This is a genomic window from Methylopila sp. Yamaguchi, assembly GCF_002897035.1.
GTDB lineage: Bacteria > Pseudomonadota > Alphaproteobacteria > Rhizobiales > Methylopilaceae > Methylopila.
Genome location: NZ_BAUX01000004.1, coordinates 92,052 through 112,171 on the forward strand (window position 1 = coordinate 92,052; position 20,120 = coordinate 112,171).

The 20,120-nt window shown below is 67.6% G+C and carries 11 protein-coding genes and 1 tRNA gene; 3 read left to right on the forward strand and 9 right to left on the reverse strand.

Going from position 1 to position 20,120, the window contains the following annotated elements; all coding sequences use genetic code 11:
• Positions 1 to 15 precede the first annotated feature (15 nt).
• The gene (locus METY_RS06260) at positions 16 to 996 is read right to left on the reverse strand and encodes a phosphotransferase enzyme family protein (RefSeq protein ID WP_103120531.1); all 981 of its coding nucleotides are present in this window, start codon (positions 994 to 996) and stop codon (positions 16 to 18) included.
• Positions 997 to 1,082: 86 nt separating this feature from the next.
• Complete coding sequence (locus tag METY_RS06265; RefSeq protein ID WP_103120532.1) at positions 1,083 to 1,844, reverse strand: DeoR/GlpR family DNA-binding transcription regulator; 762 nt, start codon at positions 1,842 to 1,844, stop codon at positions 1,083 to 1,085.
• Between the two features lie 133 nt (positions 1,845 to 1,977).
• Here METY_RS06265 and METY_RS06270 point away from each other — a divergent pair, with 133 nt between their 5' ends.
• A complete protein-coding gene (locus tag METY_RS06270) occupies positions 1,978 to 3,498 on the forward strand; it encodes a glycosyltransferase family 61 protein (RefSeq protein WP_103120533.1) in 1,521 nt (506 codons plus the stop codon).
• Between the two features lie 123 nt (positions 3,499 to 3,621).
• Here the strand turns inward: METY_RS06270 and METY_RS06275 are convergent, their stop codons facing one another.
• Positions 3,622 to 4,545, reverse strand: coding sequence for a hypothetical protein (locus tag METY_RS06275; protein WP_146035664.1), 924 nt, complete (start codon positions 4,543 to 4,545; stop codon positions 3,622 to 3,624).
• A gap of 318 nt (positions 4,546 to 4,863) precedes the next feature.
• Positions 4,864 to 5,658, reverse strand: a complete 795-nt coding sequence (locus tag METY_RS06280; RefSeq protein ID WP_146035665.1) for a glycosyltransferase family 32 protein — start codon at positions 5,656 to 5,658, stop codon at positions 4,864 to 4,866.
• Between the two features lie 426 nt (positions 5,659 to 6,084).
• Between METY_RS06280 and METY_RS06285 the strand changes: the two genes are divergently transcribed.
• Positions 6,085 to 6,161: transfer RNA gene (locus tag METY_RS06285), tRNA-Pro, on the forward strand.
• Between the two features lie 50 nt (positions 6,162 to 6,211).
• A complete protein-coding gene (locus tag METY_RS06290) occupies positions 6,212 to 6,517 on the forward strand; it encodes an ETC complex I subunit (protein WP_103120536.1) in 306 nt (101 codons plus the stop codon).
• A 33-nt stretch (positions 6,518 to 6,550) separates the two neighbouring features.
• On the opposite strand, the gene METY_RS06295 is transcribed toward METY_RS06290, so the two are convergent.
• From METY_RS06295 to METY_RS06315, 5 genes are all read right to left on the reverse strand, one after another.
• Positions 6,551 to 7,858: an HlyD family type I secretion periplasmic adaptor subunit gene (locus METY_RS06295; RefSeq protein ID WP_103120537.1), complete on the reverse strand. Its 1,308-nt coding sequence runs from the start codon at positions 7,856 to 7,858 to the stop codon at positions 6,551 to 6,553.
• Positions 7,858 to 9,597, reverse strand: coding sequence for a type I secretion system permease/ATPase (locus METY_RS06300; protein WP_103120538.1), 1,740 nt, complete (start codon positions 9,595 to 9,597; stop codon positions 7,858 to 7,860). The genes METY_RS06295 and METY_RS06300 overlap by 1 nt, the downstream gene beginning before the upstream one ends.
• Before the next feature lie 110 nt (positions 9,598 to 9,707).
• Positions 9,708 to 15,797 carry a peroxidase family protein gene (locus METY_RS06305; RefSeq protein ID WP_244593540.1) on the reverse strand — a complete coding sequence of 2,030 codons (6,090 nt, stop codon included), beginning with the start codon at positions 15,795 to 15,797 and terminating at the stop codon, positions 9,708 to 9,710.
• A 480-nt stretch (positions 15,798 to 16,277) separates the two neighbouring features.
• Positions 16,278 to 16,940 carry a LuxR C-terminal-related transcriptional regulator gene (locus METY_RS06310; protein WP_244593541.1) on the reverse strand — a complete coding sequence of 221 codons (663 nt, stop codon included), beginning with the start codon at positions 16,938 to 16,940 and terminating at the stop codon, positions 16,278 to 16,280.
• Positions 16,937 to 19,978, reverse strand: a complete 3,042-nt coding sequence (locus tag METY_RS06315) for an ATP-binding protein (protein WP_103120540.1) — start codon at positions 19,976 to 19,978, stop codon at positions 16,937 to 16,939. Before METY_RS06315 ends, METY_RS06310 begins: the two co-directional genes overlap by 4 nt.
• Positions 19,979 to 20,120 lie beyond the last annotated feature (142 nt).

Sequence of the window (20,120 nt, forward strand, 5' to 3'; positions counted from 1 at the left end):
CGTCTCCTCGGGGTCTCAGCCGCGCTGGACCAGGTGTCGCTCCGCGAGTTCGAGCGTGCCGTGGGTGAAAGGGACGCCCATCGACTGGGCGGTGGGCGTCTCGGCATGCGAGGCGACCCAGGCGGTGAGCAGGATCCGCCGGAGCAGCAGGAAGGTCGGCATGATCGCGCGCTCCTCGCGCGAGACCGGCGCGACCGCGGCGTAGCCCTCGAGCCAGGCGTCTTGCAGCTCCGGAATGAACGGCTCGTGCTCCATGAAGCTTACGGCTGCGGCGAAGTCGTACATGAACCATGAGAAGCCGCAGTCGTCGAAGTCGATGACGCCGAGACGGTCGCCGTCGACCAGCAGGTTCGCGGGTCGGAGGTCGGCGTGGATCAGGCCGAAGCGCTCGGGCGCCGCGCCGTAAGCCTCGACCTCGCGCCGCAGCACGGCGGAGGCGCGCTCGATCAAGGCGCGGGCCTCGGGCTCAAGACCGAGCCCCTCACGCCAGTCGCCCCACAGCGGGCGGTCGCCCAGCATGGCGTCGAAGTCCCACAGCTTGCGCCGAAAGCCGGCCGGCGTGCGCCAGCCGCGGACATGGCCATGGAGCCCAGCGGTGATAGTCCCGAGCGTACGGTACCAGTGCGGCATGTCCTCGCCCGGCTCCGGCTCGCCGCCGCTCATATGCTCGAAGGCGACGACATGGCGGAGGCTGCCCTCGTCTTCGAACGCGCCGAGCAGCTCGCCGTCCCGCATCCGCAGCGGCTCCGGCGTGGCGGCGACGCCGTCGGCGCGCAGCGCCTCGATCCAGGCGAGTTCGGAGCGGATCTCCTCGAGCGTATGGTAATCCGGCCGGTGGACGCGGAAGACGATGCGCCGCCCGTCCTCGTCCGCAAGGAACGTGGCGTTCTCGGAGATGGTCAGCAGCCTGAGCGCGGCGTCCGGCCCGACGCCCCAACGGGGCAGCGCTTCCCGCAACCGCGCGGTGAGCCGCGCCAGAAAGTCGTCGTCGTACATCCGTCGCCTCGTGGAGCCTCCCAAAAGACATTTCACGGAAGTGTGGCGAACGCAACAAACTCTGACTGGATCGCCACAGACGGGGGTCAGGCGACCGCGACTTCGACCCCGTAGCGGCGGAGCGTTTCGGCCAATGGTCCCGCTGGCGGCTGGTCGCAGACCAGGGCGCCGAGCTCCCGCCAACTCGCGTAGCGAGCGGGGAACACCTTGTCGAACTTCGAGCGGTCCGCCACGACCAGGGTTTCGGCGGCCCGCGAGGCGAGCACGCTGAAGATCGCCGCCGGCTCCAGCCGCGCGTCGGTCGCGCCTTCCGAGGTCAGGCCGCTCGCCCCGAGGATGGCGAGGTCGGCGGAGAAATCGTGGAGGAAGCGCGCCGTGTGGACGCCGACCGTCGCGCCTTCGCTGGCGAGGTAGTTGCCGGGCGCCATGAGCACGGTGATCGTGGGATTGAGCGACAGCACGGTCGCCACGCTGAAGGAGTGGGTGACGACGGTGAGCCCCTTGTGCTCGACCGCGATGCGGCGGGCGACGTGCGTCGTCGTCGCGCCCGAGCCGATCATCAGAAGCGCGCCGGGCTTGATCCGCGACGAGGCCGCCCGCGCGATGCGTTCGCGCTCCGCGATGAACAGGCCGTGCCGCTCGCCCACCGAGGGCTCGGCCCCGCGCATCGGCACCGCGCCGCCATAGGTGCGGTTGACGAGCCCTTGGTCGGTCAACTCGTCGAGATCGCGCCGGATCGTCTCCGTCGACACCCGCAGCCGAGCCGCGAGATCGGCGACCCGAAGGCTGGGTTGCTGGGTGATCTGGGCGAGGATCTCTTCGTGCCGGGCCGCCTTGGTGAGTTTCATTCGCGTGATACGATCGCCTCATACATACTGGCCGCGCGGGCCCGGCTCGGTTCGCGGACTTGTCCAGCCACTCGCCGCAACGCAAAATCTTACATGCCCTTATTCGACGATAAACTCTGATTCAAAGACGGTCATGATAGCTCTTCTCAAGCGGCTCGGCGCCCTCAGGTCCGGACGAGGCTCCGCCAGCCCGGAGGCGGCGCCGCCCCGCGAAACGCGGGAAGCGCTTTTGCGGGCCGAAGCCGAGGCGAGCCTCGCGGCCGGCGACTGGACCAAGGTCCTCGAACTCACGAGCTCGAAGCGCGACCTCGCGGCGGATGTTCGGCTGCTCGTGTTTCGCCTGTCCGCCGCGCGCGCGCTCAAGGCCACGGCCGCCATCCAGGAGGTGGGGCTCGCGGCCGCGTGGCTTCCGATGACCGTAGTGATGCGGCGGCGGATCGCGCACGACCTCGCAGCCGCTGACATGCCCGAACAGGCGTGGCGAGTGCTGACGGCCGATCCCGCGACGGTCGCCGACCCCCGCTTCCTGCAGTCCGCCCGCGCCATCAAGCAGAAGCTCACGGACCCGCGTTTGCTCGCGGAGGTGGAAGCGGCGATCCGCACGGCGGGCGGGGAGACGACGCCCGCCGCAGATTACGAGCACGGCTACCGCGAGAGCCCCGGCCTGACCGCCCAGGGAACGGCGGCGGTCCACGCCGCCCCGGGCGTTCCGGCGGCGCAGATCGAGCGTCTCGAAGCCGATCTCGCGAAGTTCCGCGATGGGCAGGCGAAGCCCTCCAAGCCGCGCGTCGGCTTCTATGAGAACGTCTTTGTCGATGGGAGCGGGCAGGTCTGGAGCGATGACGGCTCCATCCTGCTGAGCCAAGGCGCGGCCGTGCCCAAGGTCGCGAAAGCCGACGTCGCGCACATCCCCTTGGCGCTTCATGTCTCCGGGCGGGCGAAGGGCCTGTACCCCTGGCTCGTCGAGCAGGCGCCGAAGCTGTCCTGGCTGCTCGCGGACGGCGCCCCGAAGCCGCGGCTTCTGCTGGGCGAGAAGGGGCAGGGCTACGAACTCGAGACGCTGCGGCTTGCGGGCCTTGACGTGGCGGACGTCGTCCGCGGCAGCCGGCCGGTCTTCGTCGAAAAGCTCCTCGTCGCGAAGGTGGGGCTGCGCTCGTTTCCGCGCTGGAAGCGCATTGCGCCGATCTATGACCGCATCGTCTCCCGCGCCCTGACGGAGGCCTCGGCCGACGCGTACGACCGCATCTACGTCTCGCGCAGCGACGCCAGCCGGCGCAAGATCGAGAACGAGGCCGCCCTCGAGGCCGCTTTGGCCGCCCGCGGCTTTCGGATCTGCGTGCTGTCCGAGGCGCCGCTGGCGGAGCAGATCGCCACGATCAGCCGGGCGAAGGTGATCGTGGGCGGGCATGGCTCGGGATTGGCGCACATCGTGGTCGCTCAGCCGGGCGCCAAGGTGATCGAACTCCTGCCGATCTCCGACGGCGCCGACACGCTGCGGCTGACCTACGCGCATCTCGCCATCGCGCGCGGGCTCGAGTACCACGCCTGGGCTGAAGCGCAGCCGGCCGCGAAGGCGCCCTGGAGCGTCCATCTCGACGGCTTCCTGTCCAAGCTCGACAAGATCCTGGACGTGGCGCCGCCCGCCGCCCGGTAGCCTAAGCGCGCGTCGCCCTCCGGCGCACCCGCCGCCTCGGCAGACGGGGGCCCGGCGAGATGGCCGAGGGCCGTGGCCGGGCGCGTGAGTGCGACTGGACCGGAACCCAGCGCGCTTGGCGTGTCACAGCAGGGAGGCGGCGAACTCGCTGTTCAGCACGTCGAAGAGAGCCGAGAGCCATTCGACGGCCAAGGCGAACGGAGCGACCCTGACGGCGACGGCGGCCCGCCTCAGCCCCTGTTCGACGAGACGGCGGGTGCGCTCGAAAGCCGGATGTTGAAACCCCGACTGGTCCAAGACGTCGATGAAGGCTGAAGCCTGCTCCGGCGCTTTGTAAGCGAGCATCGAGTCCAGGATCTTGAGCGGAGTCTTCAGATCCGTGGGATGCATGCGCGCGTAAGCGATCGCGGCGGACAGCGCCTCGTCGCGACGTCCGATCCGGGCGTTTGCGGCAACGATCAACTGCGTGCGGTTCGCAATCGGGACGCTGAACCTCTTGTCCGCCTTCAGTAGCCGCAGGACCTCCGCCGGCCGACGGCGCACCATGGCTGTGGCCATGGTGTAATAATAGACCCAGCTTTCACGTTTCCGCTTCCGGTACATCCGGACGACATCCAGATAACGATCCGCGAAGACGGCGTCGAAAAGGTTCAATGTGCTTTTCGAGCCCTTCGTGAGATGGATGACGCCGTGGCCGCGCAGAGGAACGCGGATCATTCTGGCGTCTGGCTCGGCCTTCTTCAGCAGCTTGGCGTGGCCGCTGTCATGGGAATAGAGCGGGTCGTAAACGATCCAAATCTTGCCGGCGACGTGCCCCGGCTCGATCATCCCGCCGCCGCCCTTACCGAAATGGGTCGTGTACCGGCGGTCGAACGGCGTTACGACGGACGGATCGATGCCCGCCTGCGGAACGATCGCCAGGACATGCGTCGCCCCGAGCAACTTGCTGAACCGGATGGCGGCATAGCCGCCCATGCTGTTGCCGTAACAGAGCACTTTGGAGTAGCGCGCAAGAGTTGGCTTTAGCTTGGCGGCTACCTCCTCCATGGCGGAAGGCGCGTACCAGTTCTTCTCAGTTGTGACGACGCCGATCGCGGCGACGCCGTTCTTCTCAACGAGCGCTTGACCCCAGAACGACCGCCCGTCGGTCTTCAGCGCGTCCGCAGCGTCATTGAAGGTGATGAGGAGGTAGTCGCCTATCCCCTCGTTCAGGAACGCGCTTATCGGTCCCGCCGACGCGATCAGTTGAGCCAAGACATCCCCCGAACAAAGAGCAAAATCAGGCTACCCCGCGGCTCTCGGCGCCTGCCAAACGGGGCGGCGCTCCCGGACGGATCCGACGACCGGGCGCCGGAACGCCCGCCGTCACCAGAACTTGCAGCTGTAGAACAACACCGTCGACTCGGACGCTTCGATCTTGCCGATCGACGCGTAGATTGCTTCGACGTCGGTCCTCGGGGCTGATCCAACGAGGTGGATCGGCGCGATGACATTGACCGACGACGCCAGCGCAGAGGTCAACAGGCAGCCGCCGACCGACCACCACGCGGCCACGTTGCCGTCGAAGCTGGCGACCGTCGGGGACATCGCGTCCTTGTAGCGCTTCATGATGGGATGACCAGGAGTCGAGCCAAGGATTGAATTGGTGAGGAACAGCGCCCCCATGTTGAGCCGCCTGTATCCCTTGGCGGGGATGCAGATCATCCCGGTCATGCCAAGCAAGTCGTGGTAGGCTGCGCCGACGTCCACCGGAAACATGTCCATATCGACGTAAAGACCGCCGACGTCATGCAATATGTCCGCGCGGATCACGTCCACCGTGCCGGCGTAACGTCCCTGCTTCAGGAAGAAATCGTAGGCGTGAGAGCCGTAGCAGGCGAGGGTCTCGACGTCGGGCTGCGTCCAGAGACGGTACTCGTAGCCATATTTGGCGCACCACGCCCGCCAGCGCTCCGGCGAGCCGACAGGGCAGGGCTTGGGCCCGATCCACACCTGATGAATGATGCGGGGGATCGCCGCGGTGGCGTGTTTGCCGGCTTCGAGGATGTCGGCGCGGGTGATCTCGCGCTGGCGAAGGCTCCGGGGCGCGGGGCTCAGAGTGGCGGCGAGGCCGACCGCCGCGAAGGTGTCCCCGGAGGCGAGCGCAAGCTTCCAGCGCACCGCATGCTCCCTAAGCCCGATTCCGGCGGCGGTGAGGATGCTGTCGCTCGAACGTAGTCCATCGATTTTCCGCGAGAGCAGATTTGCGAGATCAATGTGTCCGAGTTTCGTGCAGCGGTCGATGGCCGTGACGACGTCATTCCGCTCTTTGAAGATGAAATCGCCGACGGCTTTCTTTGTCTCGGCGTAGGCCCTCTTGTCGGCTTGATCGGCCGCGCTGATCAGACGGAGCAACCTCTTGACCTGCAAAGCGTCATCCCCCCGCTTCGCCCCAGAGAGTAAGCTTCAGTCATTCCGCAGCGCAACCGCCGATTCGCCGCGGCTGCGAAGTCGCTGCGGGGAAGTTCACTCTGATCAGGGGAGCATTGGGCTTTGGCGCTTGCGGAAGAGGGTCGCGGGGGCCATAAACCCACGGAATTGAGACTTCGGGGCGTAGCTCAGCCTGGTAGAGCGCCTGCTTTGGGAGCAGGAAGTCGCATGTTCGAATCATGTCGCCCCGACCAGTCGTTTTTCGCGCACGACCACTGCTAAGGACCCGCCCGAGGACCCCGCCATGACCGCACGCATCTACAAGCCGGCGCGCACCGCGATGCAGTCGGGCGTCGGGAAGACCAAGCGCTGGCTCCTGGAGCACGATGCGGCGGAGCCGCGGCGGATCGAGCCGCTGATGGGCTGGACCTCCTCCGGCGACACCCGTGCGCAGGTGAAGCTCTGGTTCGACACCAAGGAGGAGGCGATCGCCTACGCCGAGCGCGAGGGTCTCGCCTTCCGCGTTCAGGAGCCGAAGCCGGCCGCGCCGCGAACCTTCTCCTACTCCGACAATTTCCGCGCCGGCCGCCCCGAACCCTGGACGCACTGACCGGGCCTCCGCGCCGGACGGCCGCTCCTCGGGTCAGTCCTGCCGGAACGCCTTCGCCACCTGATCAGCGAGGGGCTTGGTGAAGTACGACAGCATCGTGCGGTAGTCGGTCTGCACGAAGGCCTCCGCCGGCATGCCGGGCACGAGCGCGCGTTCGCCGAGCCGGGCGCGCTCGCCGGGCGCGAGCGCGATCCGTACGGGAAAGTGCGACGCGCCGCTGCGCTGGTCCACCACGACATCGGCCGCGACCATCGCCACTTCGCCCGCAAGTTCGGGCGTCGTCCGCTGGTTGAGGCCGGACATCCGGATGAACGCCTTCTGTCCGACGCGCACCTGGTCGACGTCTTGGGGCGCGACCTTCGCCTCGACCATCAGGTCCTCGCCGTCGGGCACGATCAGCATCACGGTTTCGGCCGCGCCGATGACGCCGCCGGGGTTGAACACGGCGAGCTGGTGGACGACGCCGTCCTGCGGAGCCAGCAGGTCGATGCGCGCGAGCACGTCGTCGGCGGCGGTCTTGCGTTCGACAAGTTCAGCCTGCTTGGCCTGGATCTCCCGCAGCTCCTTCGAGACCTCGCTCCGGAGATCCTGGTCGATCTGGATGATCTGCTGCTCGATCTCGCTCAGCCTGCCGCGCGCCTGCGCGGTCTCCGAGATGAGCTGGCCGCGCTCGCCGCGCAGGCGCGTCTCCTCGCGGCGCAGGTTGGTTACGCGGGTGAGCGGCACGAGCTGGCTACGGTAGAGGCTCTCGACGCCCACGAGCTCCTTCCGGATGAGATCGGTCTCGTCGGCCTTGGACGCGGCCTGCTGTTCGAGGCCATGGATCTGTTCGCGCGTCTGCTCAATTCGCTCGCGGAGCTGCCGAACCTGCCCCAGGCGCGCCTCGCGGCGCGCGGCGAACAGCTTCAGCTCGCCGCCGAGAAGGTCCTCGACCTCGGGCATGCTGCGGCGGGAGGCCATGCGCAGGCTCACGGCCATCTCGGCGGCGCCGTCGCGCTCGGCGACGAGGCGCATCTGGCGGGCGGCGAGCTCGTCGAGCCCCTTCTCCACGATCGCGAGGCTCGCCCGCGCCACCGTTTCGTCGAGGCGGAGGACGACCGCGCCGGCCTTCACGCGGTCGCCGTCGCGGACGTTGATCGCGCCGACCACCCCGCCAGTCGGGTGTTGGACCTTCTTGACGTGGCGGTCCACGACGACCGAACCCGGCGCCACCACGGCGCCGGAGAACTCGACGCTGGCGCTCAGGCCGCCGACGCCGACGGTCAGAAGCGCGAAAGCTGCGCCCGCGGCGAGGACGTGCCGCCGGATCGATTTCTGCACGGACGAGGTTGGGGCGCTCATCACACGGCTCCTGCGGGAACGACGGTGAGGGAAGGGCCGGCTGCGACCCGCGGCATCGCCGGGGTCGGCCGCTGGAAGTTGGGCAGGACCTCGTCCTTCCGGCCGAAGGACTGAACGCGGCCGTCCTTCATCGCGAGGATGAAATCGGCGGGCGCGAGGGCGCTGGATCGGTGCGCCACGACCACCACCACGCCGCCGCGGTCGCGGACGCCTTGGATCGCGCGGCTGAGCGCCGCCTCGCCTTCGGTGTCGAGGTTGGAGTTCGGCTCGTCGAGGACGACGAGGAAGGGCGAACCGAACAGGGCGCGGGCGAGGGCCACGCGCTGGCGCTGACCGGCGGACAAGGCCGCGCCGCCGTGGCCGATCTGGCAGTTGTAGCCGCCCGGCAGGCGCAGGATCATCTCGTGGACGCCCGCGGCCTGGGCTGCGGCGATCACCGCGTCCGGGTCTGGCGCCGCGCCGAAGCGCGCGATGTTCTGCTCGATCGTGCCGGCGAAGAGCTCCACATCCTGCGGCAGGTAGCCGACGTGGGGCCCGAGCTGATCGGGGTCCCATTGGTCGAGCGAGGCGCCGTCGAGGCGGATCTTGCCGCGGCGCGCCGGCCAGACGCCGACGAGCATGCGGGCAAGCGACGACTTCCCGGAGCCGCTGGGGCCGATCACGCCCAGCGCCGACCCCGCGTCCAGGGCGAAGGAGACGTCGTCAACGAGCAGGACTTGTCCGCCTGGGGCCGCGGTGGCGGCGGCTTCGACGCTAAGCCGCGCGCGGGGCGCGGGGAGCTTCATGGTCTGCGCCGTCGGACGCGTGGTCCGCAGCGTTTCCTTCAGCCGGCGCCAGGCCTGCCGCGCCGCGACGAAGCCTTTCCAGTTTCCGATCGCGAGGTCGACCGGGCCGAGCGCCTTCCCGGTCAGAATTGAGCTCGCGATCATGATGCCGCCGGTGGCCTGGCCGTCGATCACGAGGTAGGCGCCGACGGCGAGGACCGCAGACTGAAGGGCCATGCGCAGGACCTTCGACAGCGCGCCGAAGCCGCCGGAAACGTCCGAGGTGCTCCGCTGGTGCTTGAGGAAGCGCGCGTTGGCTTCCCCCCAGATCGCGCAGAGCCGCCCGCCCATCCCCATCGCCTCGACCACTTCGGCGTTGCGGCGGCTGGCCTGGCTTACGCCTTCGCGCGCCATGCCGGCGGCCACCGCCTGCTGCGCCGCGCCGCGCGTGAGCAGCTCGGTCAGCCCTGTGACGGCGATCAGGATGAGCGCGCCAGCGAGAGTGGTGAGGCCGAGCCAGGGGTGGAAGGCGAAGCACACCGCAAGGTAGATCGGCATCCATGGCAGGTCGAACAGCGCGCCCGGTCCGCTGCCGGAGAGAAACGCGCGCACCTGGTCGAGGTCGCGCTGGGCCTGCATGCCGTCGCCGTCGCCCGACGACAGCAGCGCCCGGCGGACGGTGCTTCGGAACACCACGGCGTTCAGGGTTTCGTCCAGCCGCAGGGCCACGCGGACGAGGATGCGAGCGCGCAGAAGATCGAAGAGACCGAGGAACGCGTAGAGCAGCAGCACGACCAGGCCGAGGCCGACGAGCGTCGGCAGGCTGTGGCTCGGCAGCACCCGGTCGTAGACTTCCATCATGAAGACGGCGCCGGACAGGGTTAGGACGTTGGCGGCGCCGCTGACGAGGGCGACGGCGACCAGCGCGCCGGCGTTGGATCGGATGAATCGGTAGGAGGCGAGGTTCGGAGACACGGGTCCCTCCGTCGGCGGAAGCTGAGATCTGGCGGGGGGTGGAAACGTCGGGGAAACGGGAAGCCGGAACGCCGCGGGCGGCGCTCGGCTTCCCATCCCTTCGCGCCGGGCTAGGCGAGCGCGAAGTCCGTGATGTCGACGTTTGCGATGTTGACCCCCACGAGCAGGACCGTGCCGCCCGCGACCGTGACCAGGGTGCTGCTGCTGACCTGCGAGAAGGAGACGTTGGCCGCAAAGTTCTGAGCCGTGACGCCGAGCGACGACAGGTCGATATGGTCCTGTCCTCCGGCTGCCACCGCGTCGAACTGGTTGATGCGGTCGTTTCCGAAGTTGGCGGTGAGGCGGAAGAGGTCGTCGCCGCCGCCTGCGCCGCTGAGGATATCGTTGCCGCCGCCGCCGTTCAGCACGTCGTTTCCGGCGCCGCCGACCAGCGTGTTCGCCAACTCGTTGCCCGTGAGCGAGACCCCGGCGCCGGCGCCGTAGTTCGCGCGCAGACTTTCGATCGATGAGCCGGCGGTCATCGTCCAACTCGTCGCGGCGTAGACCGTGTCCTGGCCTTCGCCCACGGCCTCCAGCACGACGTCGCCCGAGGAGTCGACATAGAAGGCGTCGTTTCCGAGCCCGCCGTTGAGTTGGTCCGCCCCGCCGCCGCCGGTCAGCGCGTCGTCGCCGTCGCCGCCGTTGAGCGTGTCGGCTTGGGCGCCGCCGAGGATCTTGTTGTTGAGTTCGTTGCCGGTGAGGGTGATCCCCGTCGCGGCCGAGCCATAGTCGCTCCGGAGCGTCTCGACCGCCGAACCGGCGCCGAGCGTCCAGCTCGACGAGGCGTAGACGGTGTCGGTTCCCTCGCCGGCAAGTTCCGTGACCACGTCGCCGGTCGCGTCGACGTAGAAGGTGTCGTTGCCGATCCCGCCGCGCAGTTGGTCGGCGCCCAAGCCGCCCGTCAGGACGTCGTTCCCGCCGCCGCCGACAAGGATGTCCGCCGCGCCCCCGCCGAAGATCTTGTTGGCGAGTTCGTTACCGGTCAACGTCAGGCCGGGAGCGCCCGCGCTGTAGCGCGCGCGGATGGTCTCGACCGCGGAACCCGCTTCCAGCGTCCAGTCCACGGTGCTGTAGACCGTGTCGCTGCCGCCGCCCGCGGCCTCGACCGCCCGATCGCCAGCCGCGCCGACGATGTAGGTGTCGTTGCCGGCGCCGCCTCGCGCTTCGTCGGCCCCGAGCCCGCCGTCGAGGCGGTCCGCGCCGTCGCCGCCGGACAGGGTGTCCGCCTTGGCGCCGCCGTATAGGGCGTTCGCGAGCTCGTTGCCCCCAATCGCTATGCCGACCGCCGCGGCCCCGTAGTTCGTGCGGATGGTCTCCACCGAAGAGCCGGAGCCGAGGGTCCAGGACTTCGAGGCGTAGACGAGGTCATCGCCTTCGCCCGCGTCCTCCAGGACCAGGTCGCCAAGGTTGTCCACGTAGTAGATGTCGTCGCCGACGCCGGCCTTGAGCGTGTCCGCGCCGCCGAGGCCGTCGAGCTTGTCCGCGCCCGCCCCGGCGTGGATGACGTTGTTGCGGGCGTCGCCCGAAACCTGCTCCGGCGCTACGTCGTGCACGGTGACCGTGAACGCCTTCTCGAAGGTGAACTCGCCGTCCGAGACCCGCACCGTGACGGTGTGGGACGCGTTCTGGTCAAAGTCGATGAGGGTCCGGTCCGCCACCGTGATCTGGCCCGCCGCGTCGATCGCGAAGCGCCCTTCGGGATCGTCGATGATCGAGTAGACCAGCCCTGCGGGTCCGTCCGGGTCGGCCGCCAGCACGGAGCCCACGATTACGCCGTTGACCCCGTTTTCGGTCACCTCGAGCGCCGTCGCCGCGGTGATGTCGGTCGGCGCGTCGTTGACGTTGATGACCGCGTCGGTCGCTTCCGAGAACACGCGCTCGGTGAGGCCGAGACCGTCCACGAAGCTCGCGATGGCGCGGATCTGCAGGCCGACTTCGGCCTGGGTCGGCGTGAAGGTCTCGCCCGTGGCGCCTGCGATGTCGACCCAGGAGTCGATGCCGTTCTGGGTGACGAAGACCTGCCAGGTCACCGTCATGGTGCCGGGCTGGATCCCGTTCACGTCGTCCACGTCCACGAAAGCGGTCAGCTCCTGCGACTGTTCGGGCGACAGGTTGCTGATCGTGACCGAGCCGAACGGGACGGCGTTGCCGCTCCCGTTGATGTCGATGGTCACGTCGGCGAACTGCAGGCGCTCGATGCCCCACAGCCGATCGACGCCGTCGATGCCGGTCGTGTCGGTCACCGTGATGCTGCCGTCCGGGGCGAGGCCGTTGATGACGTAATTCGACGCGTTGCCCGTGAAGGCGGCGGTGTCGACGTCGTCGGTCGCGTTGACGTCCAAAATCTCGCGGACCGCCACAAGCTGCGAGGGATTGATCTCGCGGGACAGCAGCCTCGCCCTCAGCGAGGACAGGCTGTTGACCGTGAACAGCTCGACGTCATGGTCCTGCGGGTCCCGCACGCTGATCCGGACGTTCAGCCAGCGGTCGCCGTCGATGATGTCGTCGCCGCCTTTGCCGGTGATCAGGTCGTTGCCGTCGCCGCCGAGGATGATGTCGCCGCCTGTCGATGGGTCAAAGACGACGCCGTTCGGATCGAGCAGGCGGGGCCCAAAGTACTGCTGCAGATTGGCGATCCGGTCGACGCCCGCCTGGGTGAGCACGTTTTCGGCGCCGTTGCCCCCGATGGTTCCGCCCCCGCCGACGGGGCGGTTGGTGCCTGTCAGGATGTCGTCGAACTTCCAGCCGGAGAGGCCTTCGACCGAGTCGAAGCGGTCGCGCAGGATCAGCGCCTGCTGGGTCACGAAGATCGGGATGCCGAGATCAGAGTTGGCGGCGACAGGGTCGCTCTTGTGGATCGCCCAGTCGAAGCCCGCCATGCCGTTGTTGCGCTGGATGCCGGCGCCCTCGAACATGATGTCGTCGCCGTTCTCGCCGTCGTAGTCGGTGTCGTTGCCCTGACCGTTCAGGATGTCATGGCCGACGATCGTGCTGTTGAAGAACAGCTGAGAGTTCTCGCCGGTCAAACCGTCGAAGCCGTCGCCGCCCTCGATCCAGTCGTCGCCCTCGTTGCCCATCAGGTTGTCGGAGCCGGCTCCGCCAAGGATGAAGTCGTCGCCTTCGCCGGCGAACACCTCGGTGGTGTTGGCGCCCGCGAAGATCGCGTCTTGACCTCGGCCGCCGTGAAGGATGTCGAGGCCGGCGCCGCCGCTGATCACGTCGTTGCCGTCGCCGCCGCGCAGGAAGTCGTCGCCGAAGGGATCGATGATGATGTCGTCGCCGTCGCCGCCGAACACCTGGTCGGATTCCATGCCGGCGTTCAGGTAGTCGTTGCCCGCGCCGCCCCAGAGGGCGTCGATTCCCTTGTCGCCGAGCAGCGTATCGTTGCCTTCGGTGCCGCCGAGGACGACGTGCTCGCCGCCGCGGAACTGGAGGTAGCCGCCGTCGGCATGGCCGTCGCCGTCCACGTCCGCGCCCGGCGCCCGCCGCGTCACCTTTGGCGTCAGCGTCTGCGTGGTCGGGTTATCGAACACCGGGTCGGCGCCGATCTGCACCGCCTGGTTAAGCTCCAGGATGAGGTCGGAGCGGCCGAATAGGTCGCCCGGCAGATGCGACGAACCGGGGTCGCCCAGGTCGGTGTTGCGCATCACCAGCTGCGAGAAGGTGTTGGCCTCGAGCTCGTTCAGCAGGTTCAGGCCTTGGGTGCGGCTCAGGTAGTAAAGACGGTCGCCGTTTTGGAGGTTCGTGAGCTGGGCCTCGAACACGTAGGTGAACGTCGAGCCCAGCATGCCGCCGAACTCCATCTTCTGTTCGGCGAGGCCGCCGATCCAGAAGTCCACCTTGTTGAGGCCCGTCTCCACCCCCGCCCAGTCGCCGGTGCTGTTGAGGAAGTCATCGCGGTCTGCAGGGGGCGCGTAGGTGACTCCGTTCACGACCTCCGTCGTGCCGAGCACCAGGGCGGTGGCCGCCGCGCGCTTGCCGGCGAGCGTGGTCTGCGAGGTGATGCTCTCGTGCGTGCCGTAGGCTGCGATGAAGTTGACGATCGACAGCGGGTTCTTGATGTTTCCGGTGAAGTCGAGCCAGCTTTCGTACGGCTTGATCTGCGCGAATCCCGTGTCTTCGTAGAACTGCGCGCGCGCCTCATTCAGCGACGGAACGCCCGTTTCACGGGCGCGCGCGATGTTCAGCGCGGCGAGATCCAGCGGCAGCCCGACGAGGTTGTTGCGCAGCGCGTCGGTGACAAACTCGTCGATCTCGTTGCCGATCTGACGGGTCGAGCCGCGTATGATCGCGCCGGCGGCTTCCGCCGCCGTGACGCCGCTTCCCTCGAACTGCTGCGGGTTGAGGAACGCGTCGAACAGCGCGATGTCGTCCGACGTCATGTCGGCGTCCATGCGCCCGACCGTCTCGGTCAGCATGGAATGGCCGAAGCGGTAGACCACATGCGCGAACTCGGCGGTGATCGAGGGATCGATGTCGGCGGTGTTGGTGAAGACGAACGGGTTGACCGCCGGCTGCACCTTCCGCGCGAACTCCTCGAACACCAGGTGCTGATACTCCATCTCGGTGACGAAGCGGGCGGCCTGGAACAGGCGCTCGCCGTCCCACACCAGGGCGCTCGTGTCGGCCGGGATTTCAGTGATGTCGTTGACCAGCCACTCGTTGATGAAGGCGAGGTCGCCGGTTTCGAGGATCGTCGCCTTGTTGGCCTCGACCAAGCGATTGTGCTCGGCGTGGAACACGGTGTGGACCGCCGTCAGGGCGATGTTCTCGTTGCCGCGCCCATCGCCCGTGACGTAGTGGGCGTCGAGCATCTCGTCGTCGTAGGTCAGCGGATTGTTGTCGTCCGCCACCAGGTCCTTGCCGTCGATGACGCCGTCGAGATTGACGTCCGCGAGGTCGGCGAGATCGATCACGGAGTCGCCGTTGGCGTCCTGGATCCGCCCTGCGCCGGCGGTGAGATCCGCGGCGTTGATCGACCCGTCGCCATTGACGTCGAGGCGGTCGCCGTCGGCCACGAGCTGAACGGGCGGCGTTCCGGGGTTATGGTCGTGGTCGGTCGCGCCGGGGATGGCGTGATGAGCGATGTCGTTGAGGAAAGCGTGGCCAGTGCGCACGGTGTTGGCCGGCAGCGGCAGGCCGCCTTCGACGCCTTCGACGAAGCCGGTGGGCGTCGCGATCTGCGCGAAGCCGTTCGGCCCAAGGATGAGCTTGCCGTAAGGGTCCGTGCGCAGCAGCGGCACGTCGTGGACGTCGTTGTCCGTCAGACGGATGCCGAGCATGAGGGCCTGGGCCTTGATCTCGGCCCAGTTCGCGATGCCGCCGTGGGCGCCCTCAAGCAGGGTGCCGGTCGAGACCGGATGGGAGTCCGGCGTGCCGTCGCCGTCAGAATCGACCGAGAAGGCGTACTCCCGCAGGAAGGCCTGATGCGAGGGGTGCGAGGTGTAGGTCTGGTTCTGGTCGATCCAGGAGGTCGTGGTGTTGACGGTCTCGTGCCCGTTGACCTGCGTGCTGCGGGTGAGCGCCATGAAGTTCAGTTCGGGATGCGCCGGATCGTAGAGCGGATCGTCCGGTTGCAGCGGGATGTAGACCGTACCGTTGCCGCCCTTGGTGATCAGGTCGAGGCCGTGATCAAAGAACTGGCCGAAGAACGTCATCCAGGCGTTGAACGGAGGCGACAGCCCGATGTCGGGCGACTGGTTCGGGATGAGCGCGAGCTCGTCGATCGTGGGGACGTAGCCTTCCGGGGGAGGCCCGCCGTTCGCCTCCTCGTACAGCGCCTGGGCGAGCGGGTTCGCGTACCAGGCCGCGACCGCCGCGGGGTTGTCCGGCGACATGTCGGCGATGAGGTTGCTGATGATGCGGGGGTCCGCGTCCACGACGCTGCCGGTCGACCCGTAGTCATTGTTAGTCAGCACGATCCCCGGCCCGACCGCCATCGAGTCGTCGCCTTCGTTGAGGAAGGTCGGGTTGAGCATCCGCGGCAGCACTGTGTCAGCGGCGCCAATCGTTTCGTGGCCCGGCAAGAGATTGTTCAGCGTGCCGTCGACCGTCCGCAGCCCGTAAGGCAACAGCGTCGAGTCCGGCCCAATGATGTCCTGCAGGGACTCGCCGGCCGAATGACGTTCCGCGATCTTGATCTGCGCAAGAATAAACGCCAAGTCGTCTTGGTTGACTGTAAAGCTCGTAGACATGACCCTAGCCCCTGTCACGTATCTTGAAGCATGCGCGTTCGTTCCGCGCCTACGAGGCGCAGCTGGAACGGCTGTTGCTGACGGTCTGGATTGACCCCCTGGAGCGAATGCTTGTGATCGCTCTGTTTGATCAATTCCACACTGCGGCTAAGGACGCCAGTATGTCTGAATTAATAAGAGGTAAGTTCGCGCGCTATGCAGATATATCTAGTTCGTCGAACTTTCGTTGCGAACCCTAGCAAGACGAGCCGTATGAGCTCGCTGAACGAGCGTTGATCGCAGACGGAACAGCGCGGTATGCGCGGTCGAAATTGCAAATGGTTCCGAAGAGCGACGGTTATTCTAGGGGTATACTTGGGGTTTTTACATACGCCGGATGAGGCGCCTGTCAGAGGCGCCCGCGCTCTCGCGCCCCTCGGCCGCGCGGTTCGGCTGTAGCATCAGGCCTCACGGCCTGGAGAAGGTGTTCAGCGCGGCCGCGGCGGACACCCGGTTGTGCACCCCGAGCGTGCGGAACAGCGCGTTGACATGGACCTTCACGGTGCCGTCGGAGAGGTGGAGGATCCGCGCGATCTCCTTATTCGACTTGCCTTGGGCGATGAACTCCAGCACCTGCCGCTGGCGCGGCGTGAGCTGGGCCGGATCGGCGATCTCAGTCGGATGCGGGTAGTTGACGGGGGCAGGAGACAACGCCGCTTCCGGCTTCACCATGAGCGGCGGAACATAGACCTGCCCCGACTTGATCACGCGCAGCGCGTTGACCACGTCGTCGATGCTCATCGTCTTCGGCACATACCCGTTCAGGCCGATCGACAGCGCCTTGAGGATATCCTCGCGGGAGTCCGAGCCCGAGACCACGGCGAGCTGAAGATAAGGAAACTCCTGCCGGACGATCTGCAGGCTCGCGACGTTCATGACGCCGGACATGCTGATGTCGAAGGTCGCGAGGCTGATCTCCGGATGGCGGTGAAGCTGCTCAATCGCCTCGTCGAGCGTGTCCACGTCCACGACCTCGTCGAAGCCTAGCTCGTCCTTGAGAACGGCGGCGAGCCCGGCTTTGAACAGCTCATGGTCATCCGCGATGAGCGCGACCGAGCGCGATGGGATCATGATGCTTCCTCGGCTCCGCTGGACCAAGTGACGCCGCCTTGGCTAGGCGGCGGCGAGGGTCGCACCAAAGTGGTCACATGATCGCGAAGAATTCTCAAGCGGCGCTGCGACGCCACGATGAGCGGTTTCGACTGCCTGATCCGCTGGCGCGCCTGCGTTTTCGCGACGCAGGCCACTTCGATCTCACGGCAGGCGGAGGCGAGCTCCGTCATGCCGAACAGGCTCGCCGTCGAGATCAGGCTGTGGGCCATCTGGGCGACCTCCGCCGGCTGGATGGCGCCGCCGCTGCTGGCGCGCGAGAGCAGTTGCGACAGGGCGTCGTCGAACGGCTCCAGGGCCGCGATGGTCCGGTCCGGGCCGATCAGCCGGATCAGCGTCTCGGCCTCGTGGCGGTTCGCCAGCCGCTGCGGCTCGATGTCTACAGGCTCCGCAGAGACGGCCGCGAAGCGGTCGACGACCGAGTAAAGCTCGCCGAGACGAAGAGGTTTGCTGACGAAGCCGTCGAGGCCCGCCTGCTGGAATTCCGAGATTTGCGTCGGCAGGACGTTGGCTGTGCAGGCGATGATCGGCAAAGCGCGAGCGGGATGTTCGAGATTGCGGATCGCGCGCGTCGTCGAGAGGCCGTCGATTCCGGTCATGAAGATGTCCATCAGAACCAGATCGAACGCATGCTCCTGGACCGCTGCGATCGCCTCTTCGCCGCTTCCGACAATGGTCACCTGATGGCCGAGGCATTGCAGCAGCTCGCGCGCCACCTCCTGGTTCACGGCGATGTCCTCCGCCACGAGAATGCGCGCGCTGCGCGTGGGGGAACTGGGCGAGGGGAGGGAGGTCCCGGCGTCGACGCCGGGTTCCGGGGCCTCGCGAAGGGCGAGCGTGAAGTAGAGCGTGGTGCCCCGGCCGACCTCGCTTTCGATCCCCACCTCGCCGTCCATGGCCTCGACCAGGCGCTTGCTGATCGCGAGGCCGAGACCCGAGCCGCCGAAGCGGGGCTGAATCGACGCGTCGGCCTGGAAATAGCGGCGAAACAGGTTCTTCTGCTGCTCCCGCGTGATCCCGATCCCGGTGTCGGTAACGGTGAACCGCAGCATCCATTCGCCGCTCTCGGTCCTCTCTCCGGTGATCTGCAGCTGGACGGAGCCCGCGAAGGTGAACTTGGCGGAGTTGCTGACGTAGTTGATCAGCACCTGCTTCAGCCGGTTGTCGTCGCCTTCGAAGAACCGCGGGAGGTCGGGGTCCATCACGATCTGCAGCCGGAAATCCTTTTTGGCGAAGGCGGCGCTGGTGAGGACTTCGACGTCGTGCACGAGTTCGGACAGTTCGAAACGGCGCGTTCGGATGGTGACCCGTCCGCTCTCGACTTTCGCGAGATCCAGAATGTCCTCCATCATCGTCGCGAGCGTGGTTCCGGCCTTTATGATGCGGAGCACGAGGCGCTTCTGGGCCGGCTGGATCGCCGGCTGAACCGCAAGGAGGTCGGCGGAGCCGAGCATGCTGTTCAGCGGCGTCCGGATCTCGTGGCTCATGGTGGCCAGCAGCTCCGACTTCGCGACGCTGGCGCGTTCGGCGGCCTCCTTCGCGGCGCGCAACTCGTCGGCCTGCCGCCGCGCCGCCGACACGTCGGTGATGGTGAAGATCTCGCCGCCGTCGATGACCGGCGTCGACCGGATCTCAAGGAACGCCCCGCCCTCTGGATGATGCTCAAACACCATCGAAGGGCCGACCGCCGCCCCCTCCCGCGCGATGTGCGCGTCGCGCAGCCGGCGCAGCTCCGCGCCCGGCTGGCGTCCCTCGGCCTCGGCCTGGGAGGCCCGCAGCAACTGACGGGCGTGGTCGTTGCACACCGTGACCTCGCCCTTGCCGTTCAGCGCGACGAGCCCCTGATCCATGTTCTCGAGCGTGGACTCGAGCAGCGTCGTCTTGAGCGCCAGCTCGCTGGTCCGCTCGGCTATCTGGCGCTCCAGCCCGTCTCGGGCCGTCAGAATGAGGCGGGCCTGGTCATGCAGTCGTTGCGAAGCCTGCGCGATTGCGCGACCCACCATGTTCGCCTCGACCAGCGGCGTCGTCGGCGGCGCCAGCGGGCGGCCCGATCCGAGCTGCGCGGCCAGCTCGCCGAGCGCCTCGTGCGACCGGGCGACCTTGCGGCCGACCCAGAAGGCGAGCGCGCCGGCGACTGCGGCCATGGCGGCGGCGAGACCGCCCAGCAGCAACAGCGACTCGTACAACGGGGCCCGGAGCGCGGCCTGGCTGACGCTCGTCGCGACGAGCCATCCCGACCGTGGCGACCGCCGCCAGTAGGCGAAGACCGGAACGCCGCTCGGGTTCAGGCCCTTCCAGGCGCCCTGTTTGCCGGCTCCCGCGGCCTCCGCGAGCTTCGTCAGCGGTCGTCCCACGAACTGGTCTTCGTCCGCCGAGCGGCCGACGATGACGCCGTTCCGGTCCAGGACGATCGCGTGGAACAGGCCTGGCTCCAAGCTTTCCCGCAGGGTCTGGGACAGGTCACGGGGGCTGATCTGAGCGCTGAGATGATAAAGCGTCTCGCCGTCCCGGATGATGGGAACGACGACGCGCAACCTCATCGCTCCACCGGATGGGGAGGTCTCGAGCCCCGAGACGTAGGGCGTCGCGCCGTTCGGACCAAAATGGGCCCCGTTGGGATCATTGGAGGCTGCGCGGGGCGGCCCGAACGGCTCGGAGGTGTCGACCATCTCAAGGTGATCGAGGCTGACAAGACAGATGACCACGTTCTGGGCGGCCGCGGTCGGGCGGACTTGCGCGTCGAACGCCGCGAAATCGCCGAGCGTGAGGTGAGGCGAGGTCGACAGGGCCTGCAGCAGGGCCACAACGCCGCCGATCCGCGCCTCGATGGCGCGGGTCACGTCCGCGTTCGTTTTGTCCACGACGGTTTCGAGCCGGGTACGCTCGGACTTGGCGAAATAGGTCGTCGCGATCGCCGCCAACACGATCGGCGGCAGCGCCAGCGCGAGGGCGAACACGGCGAGATACGCGAACAGCTTGCGAGGGCGAACGGCGCGCATGGCGCAGCGCTTTCAATAAAACAAGATTTGAGCGTCTACGATTACTTTATACTGTTCCGCCGTTCACCGGGGTCTACCCATTTAGGGGTACGGCGAGACTTCCCCGGCTGTACGTAGAAGGTGCCATGATGCCTCTCGCGGC